The sequence below is a fragment of the Paenibacillus sp. WG02 genome (assembly GCF_055396115.1).
In genome coordinates, this window is record NZ_AP036016.1 from 8,055,001 (window position 1) to 8,074,227 (window position 19,227).

Here is a 19,227-nt window from a genome sequence, read left to right on the forward strand (position 1 = left end):
CCGTGTTTCATAATTCTCTCATGCGAGAAAACCAGTTATCCGGTCTTAGCTATCGTTTCCGATAGTTATCCCAGTCTTATAGGCAGGTTACCTACGTGTTACTCACCCGTCCGCCGCTAACTTATCCCGAAGGATAAGTCCGCTCGACTTGCATGTATTAGGCACGCCGCCAGCGTTCGTCCTGAGCCAGGATCAAACTCTCCATAATAGGTAAACTATTTGAAAGCTTAATTGCTCATTTGCGTTGCTAGCGAGATTTTGCAATCTCTTTTTTGAACGATTTCTCGTTCGTGCTTACTCACTCGTTGTTCAGTTTTCAAAGATCAATCGTACAGTTCGTCCTACTCTCTTTCGAAAGCCGGAAGACCAATATAACACACTAACAATTCATTTGCAACTTGTTTTTCTCAAGTTACTTCTTTATCCCCGCATGTCTCAGCGGCAACTTTTATAAGATACCACAGATGCTGCAACGGAGTCAACACATGATTTACTTGAATGTTCTTCCATCTAGAGCAAAGTCAATTTTAAACCGACAAGAAGTAAGATCCCAGGAATCCCTAGAACAGTAACTGTCCCCAGAGTGACTGTATTTATAGGGAGTTCAAATTGTGTATAAGTACTCAATAAGTTCAATGAATATAAGAGAAATGCTGCAACAACAACATTCAGCCCCAGTCCAGATAATACCCTTCCTCCGCCGCGACTACGAAATATTAGGAACACTAGCAAAAGAGATGAGAGTATGAGCACCCCCCATATGACATATTTAAGATACACCTATTTCACCTCCATTAACCGGTCACTGTCAATTAGACTTACCCCTAGCTTTTTGGCTTGTTTAATGAGCATTTCAAATCTTTTTTCTGCAGCTTCCATCGCATAGATGGCATAATCAATTTGATCCTTGTCCAAAGCAAATTCAAAATGCGCTTGAGCTGCCACCCAAGTCTCATGAGCCGTACGGATCTCTTGGATCAGCATCTGCTTGTCCTTTTTCAGTTCTTCTTGAACGGTTTTCGTCTTTGGGTTTTTCATCCCATACTTTCCTAATAGCGCTGGTCGCACAAGCATACCTCCATTCCTCATATAACCGGATTGATTTATCCATATGGGAGAAAAGGAGTTTTTAGAACTTCAAGTATACTTTTTGGGCAGAAAAAAAGAGAGCTTTGCAGCTCCCTGATTATCATGCCAGCTTATTTTATAATTCCCTGCGCCCTTCCATGGCTTTGGTCAGAGTCACTTCGTCCGCATATTCCAAATCTCCGCCCACTGGCAGTCCATGCGCGATTCGCGTAACTCGAAGACCGAATGGCTTAATTAACCTGGACAAGTACATGGCAGTAGCTTCTCCTTCAATATTAGGATTTGTAGCCAGAATCAATTCCTGCACCGTTTCATCACCCAAACGTTTGAGTAATTCCGCAATATGAATTTGATCCGGTCCAATCCCTTCCATCGGGGAAATCGCACCATGCAGCACGTGATAATACCCTTCGAATTCTTTGGTACGTTCCAAAGCGACCAAATCCTTAGGTTCTTGTACGACACAAATGACGGAACCGTCCCTGCTCTTATCTTGACAGATGCGGCAGGGATCAACGTCTGTAATGTTACAACAGACGGAACAATAGTGAAGGTTCCGTTTCACATTGACAAGCGCCTTCGCGAAGTCAATCACGTCTTCTTCTTTCATGCGAAGGACGTGAAAAGCTAGGCGACCTGCCGTTTTGGGACCTACCCCCGGCAGACGGGAGAAGGCATCGATTAACTTGGCTATCGGTTCGGGGTAATACAAAGGAAGACTCCTTCATCATTCAGAATCGTTACACTCGGTTGTCTTAGAACAATCCAGGGATATTCATACCGCCTGTGAATTTGCCCATATCTTTGTTAGCAATTTCTTCGGCTTTGGACATTGCGTCATTTACTGCCGTAAGTACGAGATCTTGCAGCATTTCAACATCATCCGGATCAACAGCTTCAGGCTTAATTGTGATGCTTTGTACTTTTTTGTGTCCGTTGATGATACAAGTGACAACACCGCCGCCTGCTGTACCTTCGATCATTTTCGTACCTAGTTCTTCTTGGGCTTTCATCATTTGCTCTTGCATTTTCTTCACTTGTTTCATCATTTGGTTCATGTTATTCATCGTGGATAGCTCCTTTATATTTAGTCTTCTTTAATTGTCACTAGCTCTTCTCCAAATAATTGGATCGCTTCCGAAATCCATTCTTCTTTGACAGCAGCACCGTTACCTTCGCCATCAGCCACTAACTCCATCACTTCTGGAGCGCTGCTAGCCGCATCATTCTTAGCGTCGTCCCATTCTTTACGCATAATCGTAAGTAAACGCATTGGCTTGCCAAGCACCGAAGTAAGCACTTGCTCAATAATGACTTTGTTTTCTGGCTTTTCCGTTGTATTGCGATGCATTTCATTCTTGAAAGCAACGAGTACGACATCATCAAGCATAGACACCAGATCACCATTAACGAACCAAGCATGTACGGTAATCTTCTTTTCTTTGACATCGCCTAATACTTGACTCCACTTCATGAGAGCAGCTTTGGTTTCTGGACTCTCCGCGGCTTTCAAGTAACCATCGAGCTTGATACCTGATTTCTTCGAAGGAACTGAGGCCACCGGCACTTTGGCAGAGGCTGCTTGCCTCGCATTGGAATCGGCTGCTGCACCCGTTACTCCCGATTTTACCAGTGAAGTTATCTGTTCTTCAAGTTGTTGAAGTTTTTGAGTCATTTGGGCAAAAAGATTACCTTGAGGCACACGTCCTCCTGCTTCAGCAGGGATACCAACAGACGAACTGCTCTCTGCCCCTCTGTGACCGCCGCTAATTTTCATAATGGATATTTCTAGCAGGGTTTGAGGTTGTACAGAGTATTTCATTTCGCTTTGGTAATGATTCAACGTCTCAATCATAGCCATCATTTCACTCGGTGAGAAGTGATTCGCCACTTCCCTAAGGTCACCCATATCAAAAACACGTTCTGTAATGACAGGTGAATTCGGCACCATGCGAACCATAAGTAAATCACGGAAGTAATTAATCAAATTTTCAATACATTTGTCAGCGCTCTTGCCTTCCTGCATGAAAGTATCGATGAGCTCAAGCGCAGCTCCAAGATTCTTCTCTTTGATGTAAAGAACGAGCTTCTTGAATTGATCAGAAGCGACACCACCGGTGATGGACAAAATGTCTGAGAGCTGAACCTCACCTGTCGCAAATGACGCGGCCTGATCCAGCAGACTGAGCGCATCGCGCATCCCGCCATCTGATAGTCTCGCTATATAATGGAGAGCTTCCTCGCTAACCGAGATCTGCTCCTGATCACAAATATACTGCAGCCGCTGAACCTGATCTTCCATCGACACTCTCCGAAAGTCAAAGCGTTGACAGCGGGAAATAATCGTAGCCGGTATCTTATGCGGTTCTGTTGTTGCCAAAATAAACATGACATGCGCCGGAGGCTCCTCGAGCGTCTTCAAAAGGGCATTAAAAGCTTCAGTCGTAAGCATGTGCACTTCATCAATGATGTACACCTTCTGCCTTACTTCTGTTGGGGCATACTTCACTTTATCACGAATATCTCGAATTTCTTCTACACCGCGATTGGAGGCAGCATCGATTTCGACAACGTCCATGACAGCACCTTCGGTGATTCGTTCACATGCTGAACAAGCGTTGCAAGGCTCTTCTGACGGACCGTTTAAGCAGTTGATTGCTTTAGCTAATATTTTGGCCGTACTGGTCTTACCTGTTCCTCGAGGTCCGTTGAACAAATAAGCGTGAGTAAGGCGATTTTCTCGCAAAGAATTCTGCAGCGTCTGCGTGATATGTTTCTGACCGACAACTTCACGAAACGTCTGAGACCTCCACGTTCGGTACAGAGCAATATGTGCCATAGTGTTCCTCTCCAATAATCCCTGCATGGAATGACTAAATCCATTATACTATAACGCACCTAGGGATGAAATAGACGATCAAGTATAAGGAATCGATATCGTAAATGTCGTTCCATAGCCCTTGGAAGATACACGTATCGTCCCTCCCATATCGTGAATAATTCGCTGGCACACCGAAAGACCTAACCCGGTTCCCGTATCCTTGGTTGTGAAGAATGGATCAAAAATTTTGTCAATGACGAACATCGGTATGCCCGAACCTGTGTCATGAATGTCAATGCAGACATTTCGTTCTACCGTGTCTACTTTCTCTGAAATCGTTAAAACCCCTCCATCCGACATAGCCTCGATGCCATTTTTACAAACATTTAAGAATACCTGCTTGAGCAGCTCTTTATCAGCAATCACTTCCGGCAAATGGTATGACGCCTCATACTGAAGATTCACATCGTAAAGAATAGCTTCATTATTGATAATAGGCAAAATCCCTCGCAGCACTTCGGTCACATCGATCCTCTCATAAGAAACATGCTTGGGCTTACTTAGCAGCAGAAATTCATTAACCAACTCGTTGATCCGATTGATTTCCTCCAACATGACTACCGTGAAGCTCTGTTCTCTCTCCATCCCTTTCACTTCAAAAGTGCGCCGAAGCACCTGAAGAAAGCCTTTGATTGAAGTTAGCGGATTTCGAATTTCATGAGCTGTGCCAGCAGCAATTTGTCCAATCATAGCAAGCCTGTCGCTTCTTTGAACCATTTCTTCCAGCGAGCGCATATTCGTGACATCCTTGAAGATGACATAAGCCCCTACAATGTTACCTTGATTATCTTTGAGCACATTAGAATCCAGCAGCAGCTCAAACCGCTCTTCATTATTCGTCCATGAAACCGCATGATTGCGGACTACAGCACCATTCAAAATCGTTCGTTGGACAAGCTTATGCTGACTCGGAATCGTAGCAAAAATCTCATCTAACGACTTATTAAGAATATGCTCCCTATCCATTCCTAGAATCTGACATGCTCGATCACTGACGTCAACAAGCGTAAAACTCACACTAATCAATAACACACCTAAATTAATATCTTTCAAAAAAGCGTCCGAGAACCGCTGCAGCAAGCTTAATTGCGAGCTATCCTGATGCTTCATGGTCAAGAGATACATATACTTATCGCCGCGCATAAGCTTCAACATCGAGAATTGATAAAACATCGTTTCGCCATTCTTACCTATTAAAAATCCATGCGGCCATTCCCCAGGACTGGAATCGTTCTTAAAGTAAAATTCGTACAGCTCACGCAAAGATGCCCTCACTTTAAAAAGCTGAGGGAATGAGATATGCGTTATTTCCTCCGCTGAATAACCCGAGTATTTCAACACTTGATCTGTCGCTAAAATGATCTTACCGTCCTCATCCACAACGAGCATACCCGTTTGTATGCTATGATTGAATAGCTTCCGCATTTCATCGATGGATACCATGTAATCTTGAGGGTCATGAATGGACATTTCAGCAACACCTTCACTTTCTCTCTATTGAATCGCAAAATGCGCAATCGTTCACATGAATCTACATGTTATAACCATTCTCTCTAGAGCAAGAATTTTCCTTCCCTTGAAAAAAAGAAAAAACGCCCTAGTTACTGGCGTTTTGTTAGATGTCATTATGAAAGTTCACATTTATTAAGTAAAACCGTGCACCTGTTATTGATAAAGTGATACAAGCGAACTCTTACCGTTGGCTCAAATCAGGCAACCCCTCGGCACATGAAACATCTCACTTACGGCTGCTTCCTTCCAGACCTGACCGGGTTCATGAGCATTCATTGCGAAGGACCCGACTCTCAACACCACGTGTAAAAGCCAGACCTCACATCACAGTACCGCTAACAGGAATTCAACCTCGCTACAGCGGATTGCGAGTTACAGGGCACCGCTACCTCCCCATCTAGCACGGTAAAAATAGTATAGCTGATTCAATTGCAAATAGCAACCGAGGGGAAAATCTACCTGTTAGGGAACCATTTTTACGGTCACATTATAGCGTGGCATATTGGTGTTTAGTGCCATTTGAGCTTGTGAGCGAAGCTCTTCCACTTGTGCAGGCGTCAAGGATGGTCTTGGTTTTATTTTCACTTTAGCGTTCGGTCCGTTAATGGTGATATTCGTTTTCTCAATACCTTGCAGCTGTGAGAGCACGGCCTTCATTAAATTCGAATCATCCTCGTAATGATGATACGTAGGGTTAAGGGGGTCGTTCGGATTGACACTGGTAAGCCCCAAGTACCCGTCTTGCTTGTAATGTTGTGCTTTATAATTCGGATTCTCGGACAGTGGGTTCTTGTTACCTGAATTAATTCCACAGCCAACTAAGCTTGTGATGAGTAAGATGGCAACCGTAAACCGAAGCAGATCCCTAAACATAAAAACACCTCCCATTGGACTCTAAGCCTAAGCTTAGGATGACCAAGGGAGGTTGTCTTATGCTGATTGGCAGCAAAGTAATTGATGCCAATTAGATTCCGTATTTCTTTTTGAATTTGTCGACACGGCCGCCTACATCGATAAACTTTTGTTTACCTGTGTAGAAAGGATGGCAATTGGAGCAGATCTCAACACGAAGATTTTGCTTAATTGAACCCGTTTCGAACACGTTACCACAAGCGCAAGTCACTGTGGTTGCATGATAAGTAGGATGAATACCTGCTTTCATGATGGTTCACCTCTTTCCGCCCTGAATCATTTGCTGAAACAGAGTTAATGGACGTACTTATGCATTGTATCATATTCGGGAGATTTGATGCAATGGAAAAAAGACTGTAAATGACTTCTTTTAGAGCACCGTAGTGGCATTTCGATCACTTGTATAGAACTTCGGAGTATGCGAGTAGGAACCCAGCACAACATCAGGAAGTTCTTGCTCGAAAATCTCAATCATTTGCTTCATCCCAAGCAGTTCACCTCTTGCTTTGGGGATAATGCCGAGGTAACTCTCTGGATCAATATTCAGGTTGCGCAATTGAATCAATTTCAATCCCGTTCTTCGCACGAATTCGATCATCGCTTCGATCTCTTCTTCTCGATCGGTTACACCAGGGAATACGAGATAGTTGATCGAAGTTATGACTCCTTTATCCGTGGCGTAACGGAGAGACTTCTCAACATTCTTGAGCGTATAAGCTCTTGGCTTATAGTAGGCGTTGTAGTGATCATCCAGCGCGCTAATCGTACTAACCCGCATGAGATCAAGCCCAGCATCAACAATGCCGCGGATATGATCCGTGAGACCTGCATTGGTGTTGATGTTAATATAGCCCATCTTCGTTTGCTCACGCACTTGCTTGATGGCATCGATAATAATCACGGCTTGCGTGCTTGGTTCCCCTTCACAGCCCTGCCCGAAGGAGATGATACTCTCAGGCGTACGCAGATGTTCGAGCATGATCTGAGTGATTTCTTCGACCTTAGGCTTGAAGTTCATACGAGTCTGAGGCGCTACGAAGCCACTCTCATCCGGTTGTTCGGAAATACAGCCGAAGCATCCCGCGTTGCAGGAATAGGAGACCGGAACGGCACCCTCCCAACGTTGAAGGAACGTATTCGAAGCTGTCAGACACTCATAACCCAGTGCACAGTTGGACAAATGCGCATATAACCGATTATCCGGATACTTCGCAACCAGTCGTTTGACCTCTACCTCAAGCTCAGTCGGATCACAATGAACGGGATTCCAGTAATAAGGATTATCTGTCAAACGGGCGGCTACATAGAAACCATCATCTTTCCAAACGACAGCCGTATATCCGAAAAGGGGCAGTGCTTTAGACTTGTCCGATTTCACATAACCAGGGAGCAGCAGCCTTGTGAAGCCTTGCGGCAGCAAGGCCCCTACGGCATGATAATCCCCCTCAACCAGCTTCATATCGCCTGTTGCGGCATCAATGCCTACCGGACGTGTAAACGGCAAACTGACTAGTGTAGATCCCTCAGGCAGTGGAATTAACTCATCTTCCAAAATTTCTGTTATCATTTCAGCGTTTCGGCCAAGAGCCAAGAAATCAGGATGGTCAAAAACGTTTCCTTCTAAATCTGAATAAACCAAGTTCATAACGGTACTCCTCTTTATGCGTCACGGATAAACGACTTAAGTCGTCCTTAAGGACGACCGTGTTTGTCAGGATGAATCGAAACCGATTAAGTTGTTATCTCACACGATATATGACCAATAAAATGTAGCTTGAGGCTTAGGAAGCTGAATTCTTAACTTTACCTTTGTTAACCCCAGTTGATCCTGCTGAAGGGGAAGCCAGAGAGTCCAAAAACTCTTGATTAGTCTTCGTATCGGCAAGCTTCTTAATGAAGGATTCTGTATATTCATGCGAATCGTTCATCCCTCTGCGAAGCGCCCATACCTTCTCGAGCTCATCTTTACCTAGAAGTGCTTCTTCGCGGCGAGTTCCTGACTTGCGAATATCAATCGCAGGGAAGATACGGCGTTCAGCCATTTTACGATCCAGATGAAGTTCTAAATTACCTGTACCTTTAAACTCTTCATAAATGACGTCATCCATACGTGAGCCTGTTTCTACGAGTGCAGTAGCAAGAATTGTTAAGCTGCCGCCTTCTTCAATATTACGGGCGGCCCCGAAGAAACGTTTAGGCCGATGAAAGGCAGCAGGGTCTATACCACCCGTTAACGTCCGGCCAGAAGCAGGAACCACAAGGTTATAGGCTCTAGCCAACCGAGTAATACTGTCCATGAGAATGACAACATCTTTCTTATGTTCAACTAGACGCATCGCGCGTTCTAGAACTAGCTCTGCGACTTTAATATGATTTTCGGGAAGCTCATCGAAGGTGGAAGCAACTACTTCACCTTTGACGGAACGCTGCATATCGGTAACTTCCTCCGGACGCTCATCGATAAGCAGAACGAAGAGTTCGATTTCTGGATAATTCGTAGAAATACTGTTGGCTATTTCTTTCAGCAGCAATGTTTTTCCTGCTTTAGGAGGGGCTACGATCAGGCCGCGTTGACCTAATCCAACAGGGGCAAGCAAATCCATGATACGCATGGAAATCTTGTTAGGCTCAGTTTCAAGCGTTATCCGTGTGTCTGGATAAAGAGGTGTCAATGCAGGGAAATGAAGTCGCTCTGCTGCCGTTTCCGGTTTCTCTCCATTCACCGCTTCAACTTGAAGAAGCCCGAAATATCGCTCATTTTCTTTGGGCGGACGGCACTTACCCGATACAATGTCCCCCGATCGCAAATCGAATTTGCGAATCTGGGAAGCCGAAATATAAATGTCCTCCGAGCTTGGAAGGTAATTAATTGGACGTAAGAATCCAAAGCCTTCCTGAAGGATCTCGAGAACACCTTGCATGAACATTAGACCACTCTCAGCAGCTTGTGCACGTAAAATTGCAAAGATGAGTTCTTTTTTCTTCAGCGTACCGTAGTATTGGATCTGATGTTTCTTAGCTAGTTTATATAATTCAGTAAGCTTGAGTACTTCAAGCTCAGCAAGCTGCATGCTCATGTTTCAACCACCAAACTATTAAATTTTCAATTGGATTCTAGCATTGCCTGTTACTTGGTACTTTATTCCTCGCTCTCGCGCCAAACCTCTGCGCCCAGTGAAGATAAGTTGAATACCAAGTTCTCATAACCACGATCAATAAACTCAACCCCGGATACTTCTGTGATGCCACCTGTTCTTACGCTAAGGCCCGCAAGCACAAGAGAAGCTCCTGCTCTCAAATCCGTTGCTCTCACTTTGGCAGAACTAAGCTGTGAGCCCTCAATGATGGCTGAGCGTCCTTCGACTTTCATCTTTGCCCCCATACGCACTAGCTCAGGAATATGTTTGAAACGATTACTATAAACGTGGTCCGTTAATATGCTAACTCCTTTAGCTTGGCAAAGTAAGCTCGCCATCGGAGATTGTAGATCCGTCGCAAACCCAGGGTAAATTAAAGCTTTCACATCAACACTTTCGTATTCAGGCTGACCGACAACACGAATGGACTCATCCATTTCGTAAATATGTACGCCCATTTCCTGAAGCTTTGCCGTCAAAGCCTCCATATGTTTAGGAATGACATTGTCGACCGTCACATCGCCGCGTGTAGCCGCTGCAGCAATCATATACGTACCTGCTTGAATACGGTCAGGAATAATGGAATGTCGGCAACCGTGCATCTCCGTTACGCCTTCGATACGAATGGTCTCTGTTCCAGCGCCCTTAATTTTGGCACCCATTGAGTTTAAAAGTGTTGCCACATCTATGATTTCAGGCTCTTTGGCCGCATTTTCGATAATCGTAACGCCTTTAGCTCGCGAGGCAGCCAACATGATGTTAATCGTTGCTCCGACACTCGCCATATCTAAGTATATTTTGGCACCGCGAAGTTCCTTGGCGCGTATCTTTAATGCGCCATTCTCATTGCTAACCTCGGCACCTAAAGCTTCAAAACCTTTAATATGCAAATCAATCGGACGCGGTTCGAAGTTGCAACCACCCGGCAGACCAATCGTCGCCTCTCCAAATCTCCCGAGCAGCGCTCCCATTAAATAGTAGGATGCTCTGAGCTTCTTTACTTTGCCATTTGGCATCGGAAGTGACTTCATTCGACTTGGGTCAATCGTCATCCGATCTTCGTTCCAGTCTATGGAAGCCCCTAGATCCGTTAAAATTTCTGTATATATAGCCACATCACTCAGATGAGGCAGATTATCCAAAGTAACCGATGTTTCAGCAAGAATTGCGGCTGGAATGAGTGCAACTGCACTATTCTTAGCCCCGCTAATTTGAACTGTTCCCCGTAGTGGACGTCCCCCGACCACCATTAATTTTTCCAACATGATTCTCCCCCTAAACCAGGTGCCTACTTACTAAGCAGTAAATCAAAGCAAACAAATGCAACCTATCCCAACACAAACTTTACCAAAGATATTCGACTCCACTGCGTCCTTTAAGACTAGCAATCGTCAAAATCAAGTGAACGAGCATATAAATTTAATAATTTCTTATAAATCCATACAAGGATAAACGACTCCGTCGTCCTTCAGGGACGAGCGCGTTTGTCAAGGTAGATGCGAAGCAAAAGTATAAAACTATACTTTCTTATCTACTAAAAAAGCGGCTTCACAAACTAAAATAGCTATGGTTCTCTCAGAGAACATAAGCGCAAAAAAATAGAAGAAGGAAACGCACGCAATGACACAGACGGACGATATTCTTTCGTCTATCTTCCGTCTGTGCCCTACTGCATTTCCTACCCTGACTATACAATTGGAATTAAGCTTGGTTGCTGCTTCCGAACAATTGAATTTTGGATTTTACTACTTCGATCATAGCATTACGAGCCGGGGTGAGATATTTACGAGGATCATAAATTTTAGCATCTTTGTTCAGAGCCGCGCGGATGCTTTCTGTGCATGCCACTTGATTCTCTGTGTTAACGTTGATTTTGCCAACGCCTGCTGCGATAGATTTACGAATCATTTCGTCAGGAACGCCGGATCCACCGTGAAGAACAACAGGAACTGGAATTGCTTTGGAAACTGCTTCAATAATATCAAAGTGAATGTTAGGCTCGCCTGCGTACATACCATGTGCAGTACCTACAGCGATAGCCAGACAGTCAACACCTGTTTCTTCATAGAAACGGATAGCTTCTTCTGGTTTTGCAAGGTTAGCGTGCTCTTCATCAACAGAGATGTCGTCCTCAACGCCGCCAATTGTTCCAAGCTCACCCTCAACGGATACGCCCATTGCACGAGCAGCTTTTACGACTTCTTTCGTCAAACGAATGTTTTCTTCGAAAGAATAGTGGGAACCATCGAACATAACTGAGCTGAATCCTGCACGGATACATTTCATTGCTACTTCAAAGGAACTGCCATGATCTAAGTGTAGAGCAATCGGCAGACCGGATTTTTTAGCTGCAGCTTCAGCAATTGCTACTGTAAACTCGATGCCCATATATTTTAGTGCGCCTTCGCTTACACCATAAATGAACGGGGATTTCAATTCGATTGCAGCTTCCACAATCGCTTGAGCGAATTCAAGGTTGTTCATATTAAATTGACCCACCGCGAATTTGTTCGCTTTTGCTTTAGGTAAAAATTCATTCATTGAAACCAATGCCATGTTTCTCTTCCTCCTAGAACCTATAGTAGATGCGCATACCGCTCTTTGTCATACCTGAGTTATTATAGCACATAACTTTTCAAATGATAACCAAGCCCTCGTATTTCGACAACAAAAAAGACCCTATGACTAGGATCCCACTGCAAAACCGCTGCTAGATTCATTATTAAGCTGCATATTGACCGCCATACGCAATTCATCAATATCAAAAGGCTTGGTAAAGTGCATAATCGCACCCAAATCCGTTGCTTCTTTAATCATATCGAGTTCGCCGTAAGCTGTCATCATAATGACTTTGATCGATGCATCAATGGCTTTAACATGTTTCAAAATATCCAGACCGTCCATGCCAGGAATTTTCATATCCAGTAGAATAAGATCAGGCGAAGAATTTCTCACGATTTCCAAGGCCAACTTGCCATTCGAGGCCTGATAGGTATCGTACCCTTCGTTACTGAATACCTCCATGAGTAGTACGCGAATTCCATTTTGATCGTCGACAATCAATACCTTTTTCTTCATCAGCCTATTTCCCTCCCGAAAACGAATAACAAATTCCCATGTATATGTTTCTAAAGGTATTCGCTATTCATTTTCGATTTCCTTCTGAGGGAACAGAACTAATTGAAAAGTTTTACAAATAAGTTGGTTATCTGGAGGGACAACCGCTATAGCAAGAATTATCGAGCGATCAACTGAGCGGCTTTAACGAATTCACGGAAAAGAGGCTGCGGACGATTCGGACGCGATGTAAATTCCGGATGGAATTGAACAGCTAGGAACCAAGGGTGACCAGGAAGCTCGACCATCTCAACCAATCGACCGTCCGGTGACGTACCGGAAATGCGCAAACCGGCAGATTCAATCAATTCGCGGTATTCATTGTTAAATTCATACCGGTGACGATGTCTCTCATAGATAAGCTCATCATTGTAACACTGCTCAGCAAGAGAGCCCGGAACAACTTTACAAGGATATAAACCAAGACGCATTGTACCGCCTAAATTCTCGATATCCTTCTGTTCTGGAAGTAGATCGATGACCGGATAAGGCGTTGTAGGATTAATCTCGGAGCTGTTCGCGCCGTCCAATCCTGTAACGGAACGCGCATATTCAATAACAGCAACCTGCATACCTAAGCAAATTCCGAAGAATGGAATCTCCTTTTCACGGGCATAGCGGATCGCTTCCACTTTACCTTCAATCCCACGATCACCGAATCCACCAGGTACAAGAATACCTTGAACACCTGAAAGAAGCTGATGGACGTTATGCTCAAAAATTTCTTCTGCATTCACCCAACGAATATTAATTTCAGAGTCATTATCGATGCCGGCATGACCTAGTGCTTCAACAATACTTAGGTAAGCGTCATGCAGCGCAACGTATTTCCCTACGATCGCAATTTCGGTCTTCTTCGTCAATGATTTAACTTTACGAACAAGGCTTTCCCATTCCTTCATATCCGGCTCGTTCGTACGCAGTTTCAGGTGATTGACAACATAATCGTCAAGCCCTTGCTCGCGAAGCATCATCGGAACTTCGTATAAGGTTTCTGCATCCTTACACTCAATGACAGCTGCAGGATCGATATCACAGAATAAAGCTAACTTACGCTTCATATCTTCCGTTAAGGAATGTTCCGTACGGCAAACGATAACGTGAGGTTGAATCCCTAGCCCGCGCAGTTCTTTTACACTGTGCTGCGTAGGTTTCGTCTTCACTTCACCAGCTGCTTTAATATAAGGAATCAGCGTAACGTGAATATACATGACATTCTCGCGGCCGATATCATTTTTCATTTGACGAATAGCTTCCAGGAACGGCAAGCTTTCGATATCTCCTACCGTACCACCAATTTCGGTAATTACAACATCGGACCCCGCTTCACGACCAGCGCGAATCACACGTTCTTTGATTTCGTTCGTAATATGCGGGATCACTTGTACCGTACCACCCAGATATTCGCCCCTGCGCTCTTTAGTAATAACGGAGGAGTAAACTTTGCCTGAGGTTACGTTGGAACTTTTGGAAAGATTAATATCAATAAAACGCTCATAATGACCTAAGTCCAGATCCGTTTCTGCCCCATCGTCGGTTACGAACACTTCACCGTGCTGGTAAGGACTCATCGTTCCCGGATCCACGTTAATGTAAGGGTCAAACTTTTGAATCGTAACTTTTAAACCTCTGTTTTTGAGCAATCTCCCTAAGGACGCTGCTGTAATTCCTTTGCCAAGGGATGAAACTACGCCTCCCGTAACGAAAATGTATTTTGTCACTATGTACGCCTCCTAGAGTTTTAGTATGGTTGGTAATACAAGGATAAACGACTCCGTCGTCCTTCAAGGACGAGCGCGTTTGTCAAGGTAGATGCGAAGCAAAAGTATAAAACTTATACTTTCTTATCTACTAAGAAACTTACGACGTAAGGCATAAGCTTATCTTTTGCCAGAAAAATGACTTTGTAAGCATTAGCTTCTGCTAAATAGGGGTTTTCATGAAAATAAAGTGAAAAAACACAAAAAAAACACTAAAAAAAACAAAAAAAGTGACACCCGTAGTGACGGGGCACTTTTTGAACGCTTGAGCGAATTGTTAAGATTCTTTTAAAGCCCATGCAATAGTTTACTCTGAACAGATAGGGACTGTCAAGACAAGTTATTTGTCGTCTTCAGCCTCTTCATCCAAATCGTCTTCCTCGTCATCCTCATCGGAATCCTCATCTAAATCGTCATCACTATCTTCGTCTGATTCTTCAATACCCGCTTCGCCAAGATCCTCTTCGATCTCTTCATCTTCGAAGAATTCAGTATCCTCTTCCGCTTCTTCCTCTTCGGTTTCGGTACCAAATGTATCGTATTCATCTTCTTCTGCGTATGTATCTTCTTCCTCCGCGTAGATGTCTTCATCCAGATCGTCATCTTCGTCGTTAATGATTCTTGGACGCTTCGCGTTACCAACCGCATCGTCTGATTTCTCGACAGGATACCAGCGTTTCAACCCCCATAGGTTCGTACCCACGCAAGCAAAACGTCCATCGATGTTGATTTCCGTATATAGTTGGGCAATCACTTGCATAACATGCTGCTCGGACAGCCCTTTTATTTTAGCAATTTCAGCCATCAGGTCACGATAGTAAAACGGCGTATTCGCCGACTTCAGTAATTCAAACGCCAAATCCACCATGGGCATTTCGCGTGCTTGCTCTGTGGTGATTTTGAGTGTGTATTCGCTACTCATCTAAGGCACATCCTTTTCGATCGTGATCGTATCTTCAGTTCTTCTATCTACCTTATCCAATATCTTCATTAAGTAAAACCTATTTTTTCTAAAAATGCAACTATCCAAGGATAAACTATTTTCGTCGTCCTGAGGACGAGCGTGTTTGTCAAGGTTAATACGGAGCAAGCGTATAAAATTTATACTTTCTTTTCAACTTAGAAACCTTTCAAGCAGATGCCTTATACACCCCGTCGTAAGGAAGAAAGCGTTCCCCCTAAAATGAATACAAGCGAAGGTCCCCCTCCGCTTGTGACTGTATCCTAAGGAAGCGGTGTGAATGAATCACAGCCGTTCCACTACCTGAGAAAGAGACACTCCTGCCCGCGCCTCTCTATTTATCCTATGTAAAACCTACGCATCTGACACGGCTTCGCACCCATTTATTTCTATAAAGGCGAGAACACGGTCATACGGGGTGACCTGTACATAAGATAGGGGAGATTCGATTCTAAGCTGTCATGGGGGGATGGCACGATGGATATAGCCACCTTTCTTCATTTGCTTCATGAGGAAATCGGTCTCACCAAGCGTTCTGGCAAGAAGCATATCATCCATTTCTCATCGGCTAAGGACTACTACGCATGCAAATCAGCGCTGAAACGAATGAAATCTCAGTTCGTAAACCTCTCCAAGGTTCGCGACCTAAGTATCATTCACGCCTTCTCCTGCACGCTTCGTCCCGACACTAAGCTCAGAGGCATCTCCGGTGTGCCAATCATCGAAGAGGATACCAAGATATCCGTTCACCAAGCGATGAGCAACAAAACTACCTCCAGACGATCAAGCAATTTATCGGGCTATCACACGATACCTTGGGGCATCGATCAAGTAGGCGCACCTGAAGTCTGGAACAGATCGGTAGGTCAGAATATTAGGATCGGCGTCATTGATACCGGAATCGATTACAATCATCCTGACTTACGCAATTCGATATCACGGGGCATCAATTTACTAAACCGCAGTATGCTGCCCTTTGATGACAATGGGCATGGCACGCATATCGCCGGAACGATCGCGGCAGCTGGCCGCCATACAGGGATTGTCGGTGTTGCTCCTAGAGCTATCGTTCATCCGGTAAAAGCATTTGACTACGCAGGAAGCGCTTATGTCTCGGACATTATTGCGGGCATCGATTGGTGTGTTCATAACGACCTCGATATTATCAATATGAGCTTCGGTATGAAAACATACAACCGTTCTCTCGAGCAAGCAGTCTTGAATGCGTACTACAGAGGTAAAGTCATCGTGGCTTCATCCGGCAATGACGGTAAAAAGAAAACGGTCGATTACCCCGCCCGCTTCCCCCAGGTTGTCTCCGTTGGAGCCACAACGCGGCTAGGCAAAATCGCCCCCTTCAGCAACCGCGGAAAGCAAATTGATATTTACGCACCAGGCGAGCGAGTCTACTCGTCCTGGCTTAACGGCAAATACAACGAGCTAAGTGGCACTTCGATGGCCACCGCTCATGTCAGCGGCGTCATCGCTTTGATGTTATCGATCAAGCCGATGTCGCCGCTGCAGATTAAAAATGCGCTGCGTCGCTGCACGACCGGTCTCAGCAAGCGAGATAGCACGCGCTGGAAGCCCGGGCATTTGAACGCTCGACGCGCGATCCGAGCGGCGCGGCAGGTTTGAGGCGGGAGCGAGAGCGAAGAGCAAGTGCGAAGTGCGAGAGCGAGAGCAGTGCGAAGAGCGAGAGCGAGTGCAGAAGCAAGTGCGGGAGCAAACCCGCCGGCACATTCTGCAGATGATATAAAGTTGTACAAAGTGCAACTTTAGTCATCATAAACTAGGTTAATCCTGCTAATATTGCACAAAATACAACATATTCGCCCAGAAATGGCCATTTCGGGCGAAATACAGCTATTTTGTTGCACGGAATACAACAATTCTCGACTTAGAGCGAAATATTAGGGATATTGTTGTACATTTCACAACAATTCCACTCGCATGCTAAGAATAAAAGGACTTAAAACAAATTAGAAAAAATGCGCTAGGGTGTGTTCACACTCTAAAATGGCGGGATAAACGTCTTCGTGGTGCGAAACGTTTGTCAAAGTAGATGCTCAACAAGTTATAGTCCACCAGACTTATACTTCTGGTATTAACAAAAAAGGGACGATCTCTCATGTCATAGTAGACATACGGATCGTCCCTTCAGTTTGTAGAGCGGATGTTACATCCGCTCTGGGGCGGATACGCCAACAACGCGAAGCGTGTTGGCTAAGGTAATGCGAAGCGCGCTGAGCAAGGCGAGGCGTGCCTGGGTCAAGGCCGCGTCATCCGTGATGACATAGTGGCCTCTATAATAGCTATGGAACTGGCTCGCCAGTTCATAAACATAGCGGATAAGCCGATGCGGCGCATATTGATCGGCCGCAATGGCGATTTCCTCCGGAAGCTCGCCCATCTTGCGCAGCAAGTCAAACTCAGCTTCCGACGTAAGCTGGGTAAGGTCTACCTGCGCAAGCGGCAGCACCTGGATGTTCTGCTCTTCCGCCTGACGGAAAATGCTGCAAATCCGTGCATGTGCGTACTGCACATAGAACACAGGGTTCTCATTAGACTGAGAAACCGCCAAGTCCATGTCAAAGTCCAAATGCGAGTCCATGCTGCGCATCGCGAAGAAATAACGAATCGGGTCTACGCCGACTTCGTCCATGAGATCTTCCATCGTGACGGCTTTGCCAGTCCGTTTGGACATTTTCACCTTTTCCCCATTTTGGAAAAGGCTCACCATTTGGGCAATTAGCACAACGAGGCGATCCGATTCAAAACCAAGCGCCGTCATTGCCGCTTTCATCCGTGGAATGTAGCCGTGATGATCCGCGCCCCAAATATTAATCAAACGATCAAAGCCACGCCCAAATTTATTGCGATGGTAGGCAATATCCGGAGTAAGGTACGTAAAGGAACCGTCATTCTTGATCAGAACGCGATTCTTGTCGTCACCCAGTGGTGTTGTGTTTAACCAAGTCGCGCCTTCTTCTTCATATATGTGCCCATTATCCCGCAGCTCTTGGAGAACGGGTGGAATGAGGTTATCTTCATAAATCGACGTCTCGGAGAACCAGTTGTCGAAATGAACACCAAAACGACCCAAATCGCGTTTGATTTTATCGAGTTCTTTTTTCAGTCCATAGGTGCGGAAATAAGCACGACGCTCATCTTCTGGCAAGCTTAGAAGGCGATCCCCTTCTTCCGCAGCAAGATCAGCTGCAAAGCCTTTGATATCTTCACCGAAGTATCCGTCTTCCGGCATCTCTGCTTCTTGCCCGAGCGCCTGCAAATAGCGGGCTTCGATTGATTTGGCCAAATTGACCACTTGGTTGCCGGCATCATTGATGTAGTACTCTCGGGATACGTCGTATCCAGCGAGATCGAGCACGTTGCACAGCACGTCTCCCACTGCCGCTCCACGAGCATGTCCCAAATGCAAAGAACCCGTTGGATTCGCGCTTACGAACTCCACTTGCACTTTAAGCCCTTGGCCGACATTCGTCGCACCGTACCGATCACCCATTTTTTGAACATTTTCAATAACCGGGTATAGGTACACTTTGTTCATTTTAAAATTAATAAAACCAGGCCCCGCAATTTCCGCTTCCGCGATATTGGCTTTATCCTTTTGCAGGTTAGCGATAATTTGCTCGGCAATTTGCCTTGGGTTCTGCTTAGCAATTCGGGTTAGCTGCATCGCGATATTCGTTGCGAAATCCCCGTGCGTTTTTTCTTTCGGGACCTCTAGAATAATCTCCGGTATTTGCGCCGCGTCCACGATACCTGCAGCAGTAACTGCTTCTATTATGGCTTGTTTAACTATGGCTTTGACTTCGTTTAGTACATCCATTCGTC

17 protein-coding genes, 1 rRNA gene and 1 other RNA gene (1 of these 19 only partly in view) are annotated in these 19,227 nt (G+C 45.0%); 1 reads left to right on the forward strand and 18 read right to left on the reverse strand.

Annotated elements, in window-relative coordinates; all coding sequences use genetic code 11:
- From ACBP55_RS36495 to rpoE, 17 genes are all read right to left on the reverse strand, one after another.
- Positions 1 to 208, reverse strand: a 16S ribosomal RNA gene (locus ACBP55_RS36495); it reaches 1,334 nt to the left of the window's first position.
- 302 nt (positions 209 to 510) lie between these two features.
- Entirely contained in the window at positions 511 to 780 is a 270-nt protein-coding gene (locus tag ACBP55_RS36500) for a pro-sigmaK processing inhibitor BofA family protein (protein WP_464648454.1), read from the reverse strand.
- Positions 781 to 1,038: a DUF2508 family protein gene (locus tag ACBP55_RS36505; RefSeq protein WP_051253696.1), complete on the reverse strand. Its 258-nt coding sequence runs from the start codon at positions 1,036 to 1,038 to the stop codon at positions 781 to 783. It abuts the gene before it with no gap.
- Positions 1,039 to 1,204: 166 nt separating this feature from the next.
- Positions 1,205 to 1,801, reverse strand: a complete 597-nt coding sequence (gene recR / locus ACBP55_RS36510) for a recombination mediator RecR (RefSeq protein ID WP_173184832.1) — start codon at positions 1,799 to 1,801, stop codon at positions 1,205 to 1,207.
- Between the two features lie 43 nt (positions 1,802 to 1,844).
- The gene (locus ACBP55_RS36515; protein ID WP_028555044.1) at positions 1,845 to 2,156 is read right to left on the reverse strand and encodes a YbaB/EbfC family nucleoid-associated protein; all 312 of its coding nucleotides are present in this window, start codon (positions 2,154 to 2,156) and stop codon (positions 1,845 to 1,847) included.
- Between the two features lie 20 nt (positions 2,157 to 2,176).
- Positions 2,177 to 3,928, reverse strand: coding sequence for a DNA polymerase III subunit gamma/tau (gene dnaX, locus ACBP55_RS36520; protein ID WP_464648455.1), 1,752 nt, complete (start codon positions 3,926 to 3,928; stop codon positions 2,177 to 2,179).
- 78 nt (positions 3,929 to 4,006) lie between these two features.
- Entirely contained in the window at positions 4,007 to 5,440 is a 1,434-nt protein-coding gene (locus tag ACBP55_RS36525) for an ATP-binding protein (RefSeq protein WP_464648456.1), read from the reverse strand.
- Between the two features lie 184 nt (positions 5,441 to 5,624).
- Positions 5,625 to 5,888, reverse strand: an RNA gene (gene ffs, locus ACBP55_RS36530) — signal recognition particle sRNA large type.
- Between the two features lie 56 nt (positions 5,889 to 5,944).
- Complete coding sequence (locus tag ACBP55_RS36535) at positions 5,945 to 6,355, reverse strand: hypothetical protein (protein ID WP_029197219.1); 411 nt, start codon at positions 6,353 to 6,355, stop codon at positions 5,945 to 5,947.
- A 91-nt stretch (positions 6,356 to 6,446) separates the two neighbouring features.
- Positions 6,447 to 6,644 (reverse strand): 50S ribosomal protein L31, encoded by a 198-nt coding sequence (gene rpmE / locus ACBP55_RS36540; RefSeq protein ID WP_029197218.1) that lies wholly within the window; start codon positions 6,642 to 6,644, stop codon positions 6,447 to 6,449.
- A gap of 120 nt (positions 6,645 to 6,764) precedes the next feature.
- Positions 6,765 to 8,039, reverse strand: coding sequence for a radical SAM family protein (locus ACBP55_RS36545; protein ID WP_464648457.1), 1,275 nt, complete (start codon positions 8,037 to 8,039; stop codon positions 6,765 to 6,767).
- Between the two features lie 136 nt (positions 8,040 to 8,175).
- On the reverse strand, positions 8,176 to 9,471 hold the full coding sequence (rho, locus tag ACBP55_RS36550; protein ID WP_060647390.1) for a transcription termination factor Rho: 1,296 nt from the start codon (positions 9,469 to 9,471) through the stop codon (positions 8,176 to 8,178).
- A 62-nt stretch (positions 9,472 to 9,533) separates the two neighbouring features.
- Complete coding sequence (locus ACBP55_RS36555) at positions 9,534 to 10,793, reverse strand: UDP-N-acetylglucosamine 1-carboxyvinyltransferase (RefSeq protein WP_029197215.1); 1,260 nt, start codon at positions 10,791 to 10,793, stop codon at positions 9,534 to 9,536.
- Between the two features lie 439 nt (positions 10,794 to 11,232).
- Positions 11,233 to 12,087, reverse strand: coding sequence for a class II fructose-1,6-bisphosphate aldolase (gene fba / locus ACBP55_RS36560; RefSeq protein WP_029197214.1), 855 nt, complete (start codon positions 12,085 to 12,087; stop codon positions 11,233 to 11,235).
- 129 nt (positions 12,088 to 12,216) lie between these two features.
- Positions 12,217 to 12,609, reverse strand: a complete 393-nt coding sequence (locus ACBP55_RS36565) for a response regulator (RefSeq protein WP_464648458.1) — start codon at positions 12,607 to 12,609, stop codon at positions 12,217 to 12,219.
- Between the two features lie 158 nt (positions 12,610 to 12,767).
- Positions 12,768 to 14,369, reverse strand: a complete 1,602-nt coding sequence (locus ACBP55_RS36570) for a CTP synthase (RefSeq protein ID WP_464648459.1) — start codon at positions 14,367 to 14,369, stop codon at positions 12,768 to 12,770.
- A 379-nt stretch (positions 14,370 to 14,748) separates the two neighbouring features.
- Positions 14,749 to 15,330 (reverse strand): DNA-directed RNA polymerase subunit delta, encoded by a 582-nt coding sequence (gene rpoE, locus ACBP55_RS36575; protein ID WP_029197211.1) that lies wholly within the window; start codon positions 15,328 to 15,330, stop codon positions 14,749 to 14,751.
- A gap of 516 nt (positions 15,331 to 15,846) precedes the next feature.
- Here rpoE and ACBP55_RS36580 point away from each other — a divergent pair.
- Positions 15,847 to 17,007 (forward strand): S8 family peptidase, encoded by a 1,161-nt coding sequence (locus ACBP55_RS36580; protein ID WP_464648460.1) that lies wholly within the window; start codon positions 15,847 to 15,849, stop codon positions 17,005 to 17,007.
- A gap of 541 nt (positions 17,008 to 17,548) precedes the next feature.
- Here the strand turns inward: ACBP55_RS36580 and argS are convergent.
- Positions 17,549 to 19,222, reverse strand: coding sequence for an arginine--tRNA ligase (gene argS / locus ACBP55_RS36585; RefSeq protein ID WP_464648461.1), 1,674 nt, complete (start codon positions 19,220 to 19,222; stop codon positions 17,549 to 17,551).
- Between the last annotated feature and the right edge of the window lie 5 nt (positions 19,223 to 19,227).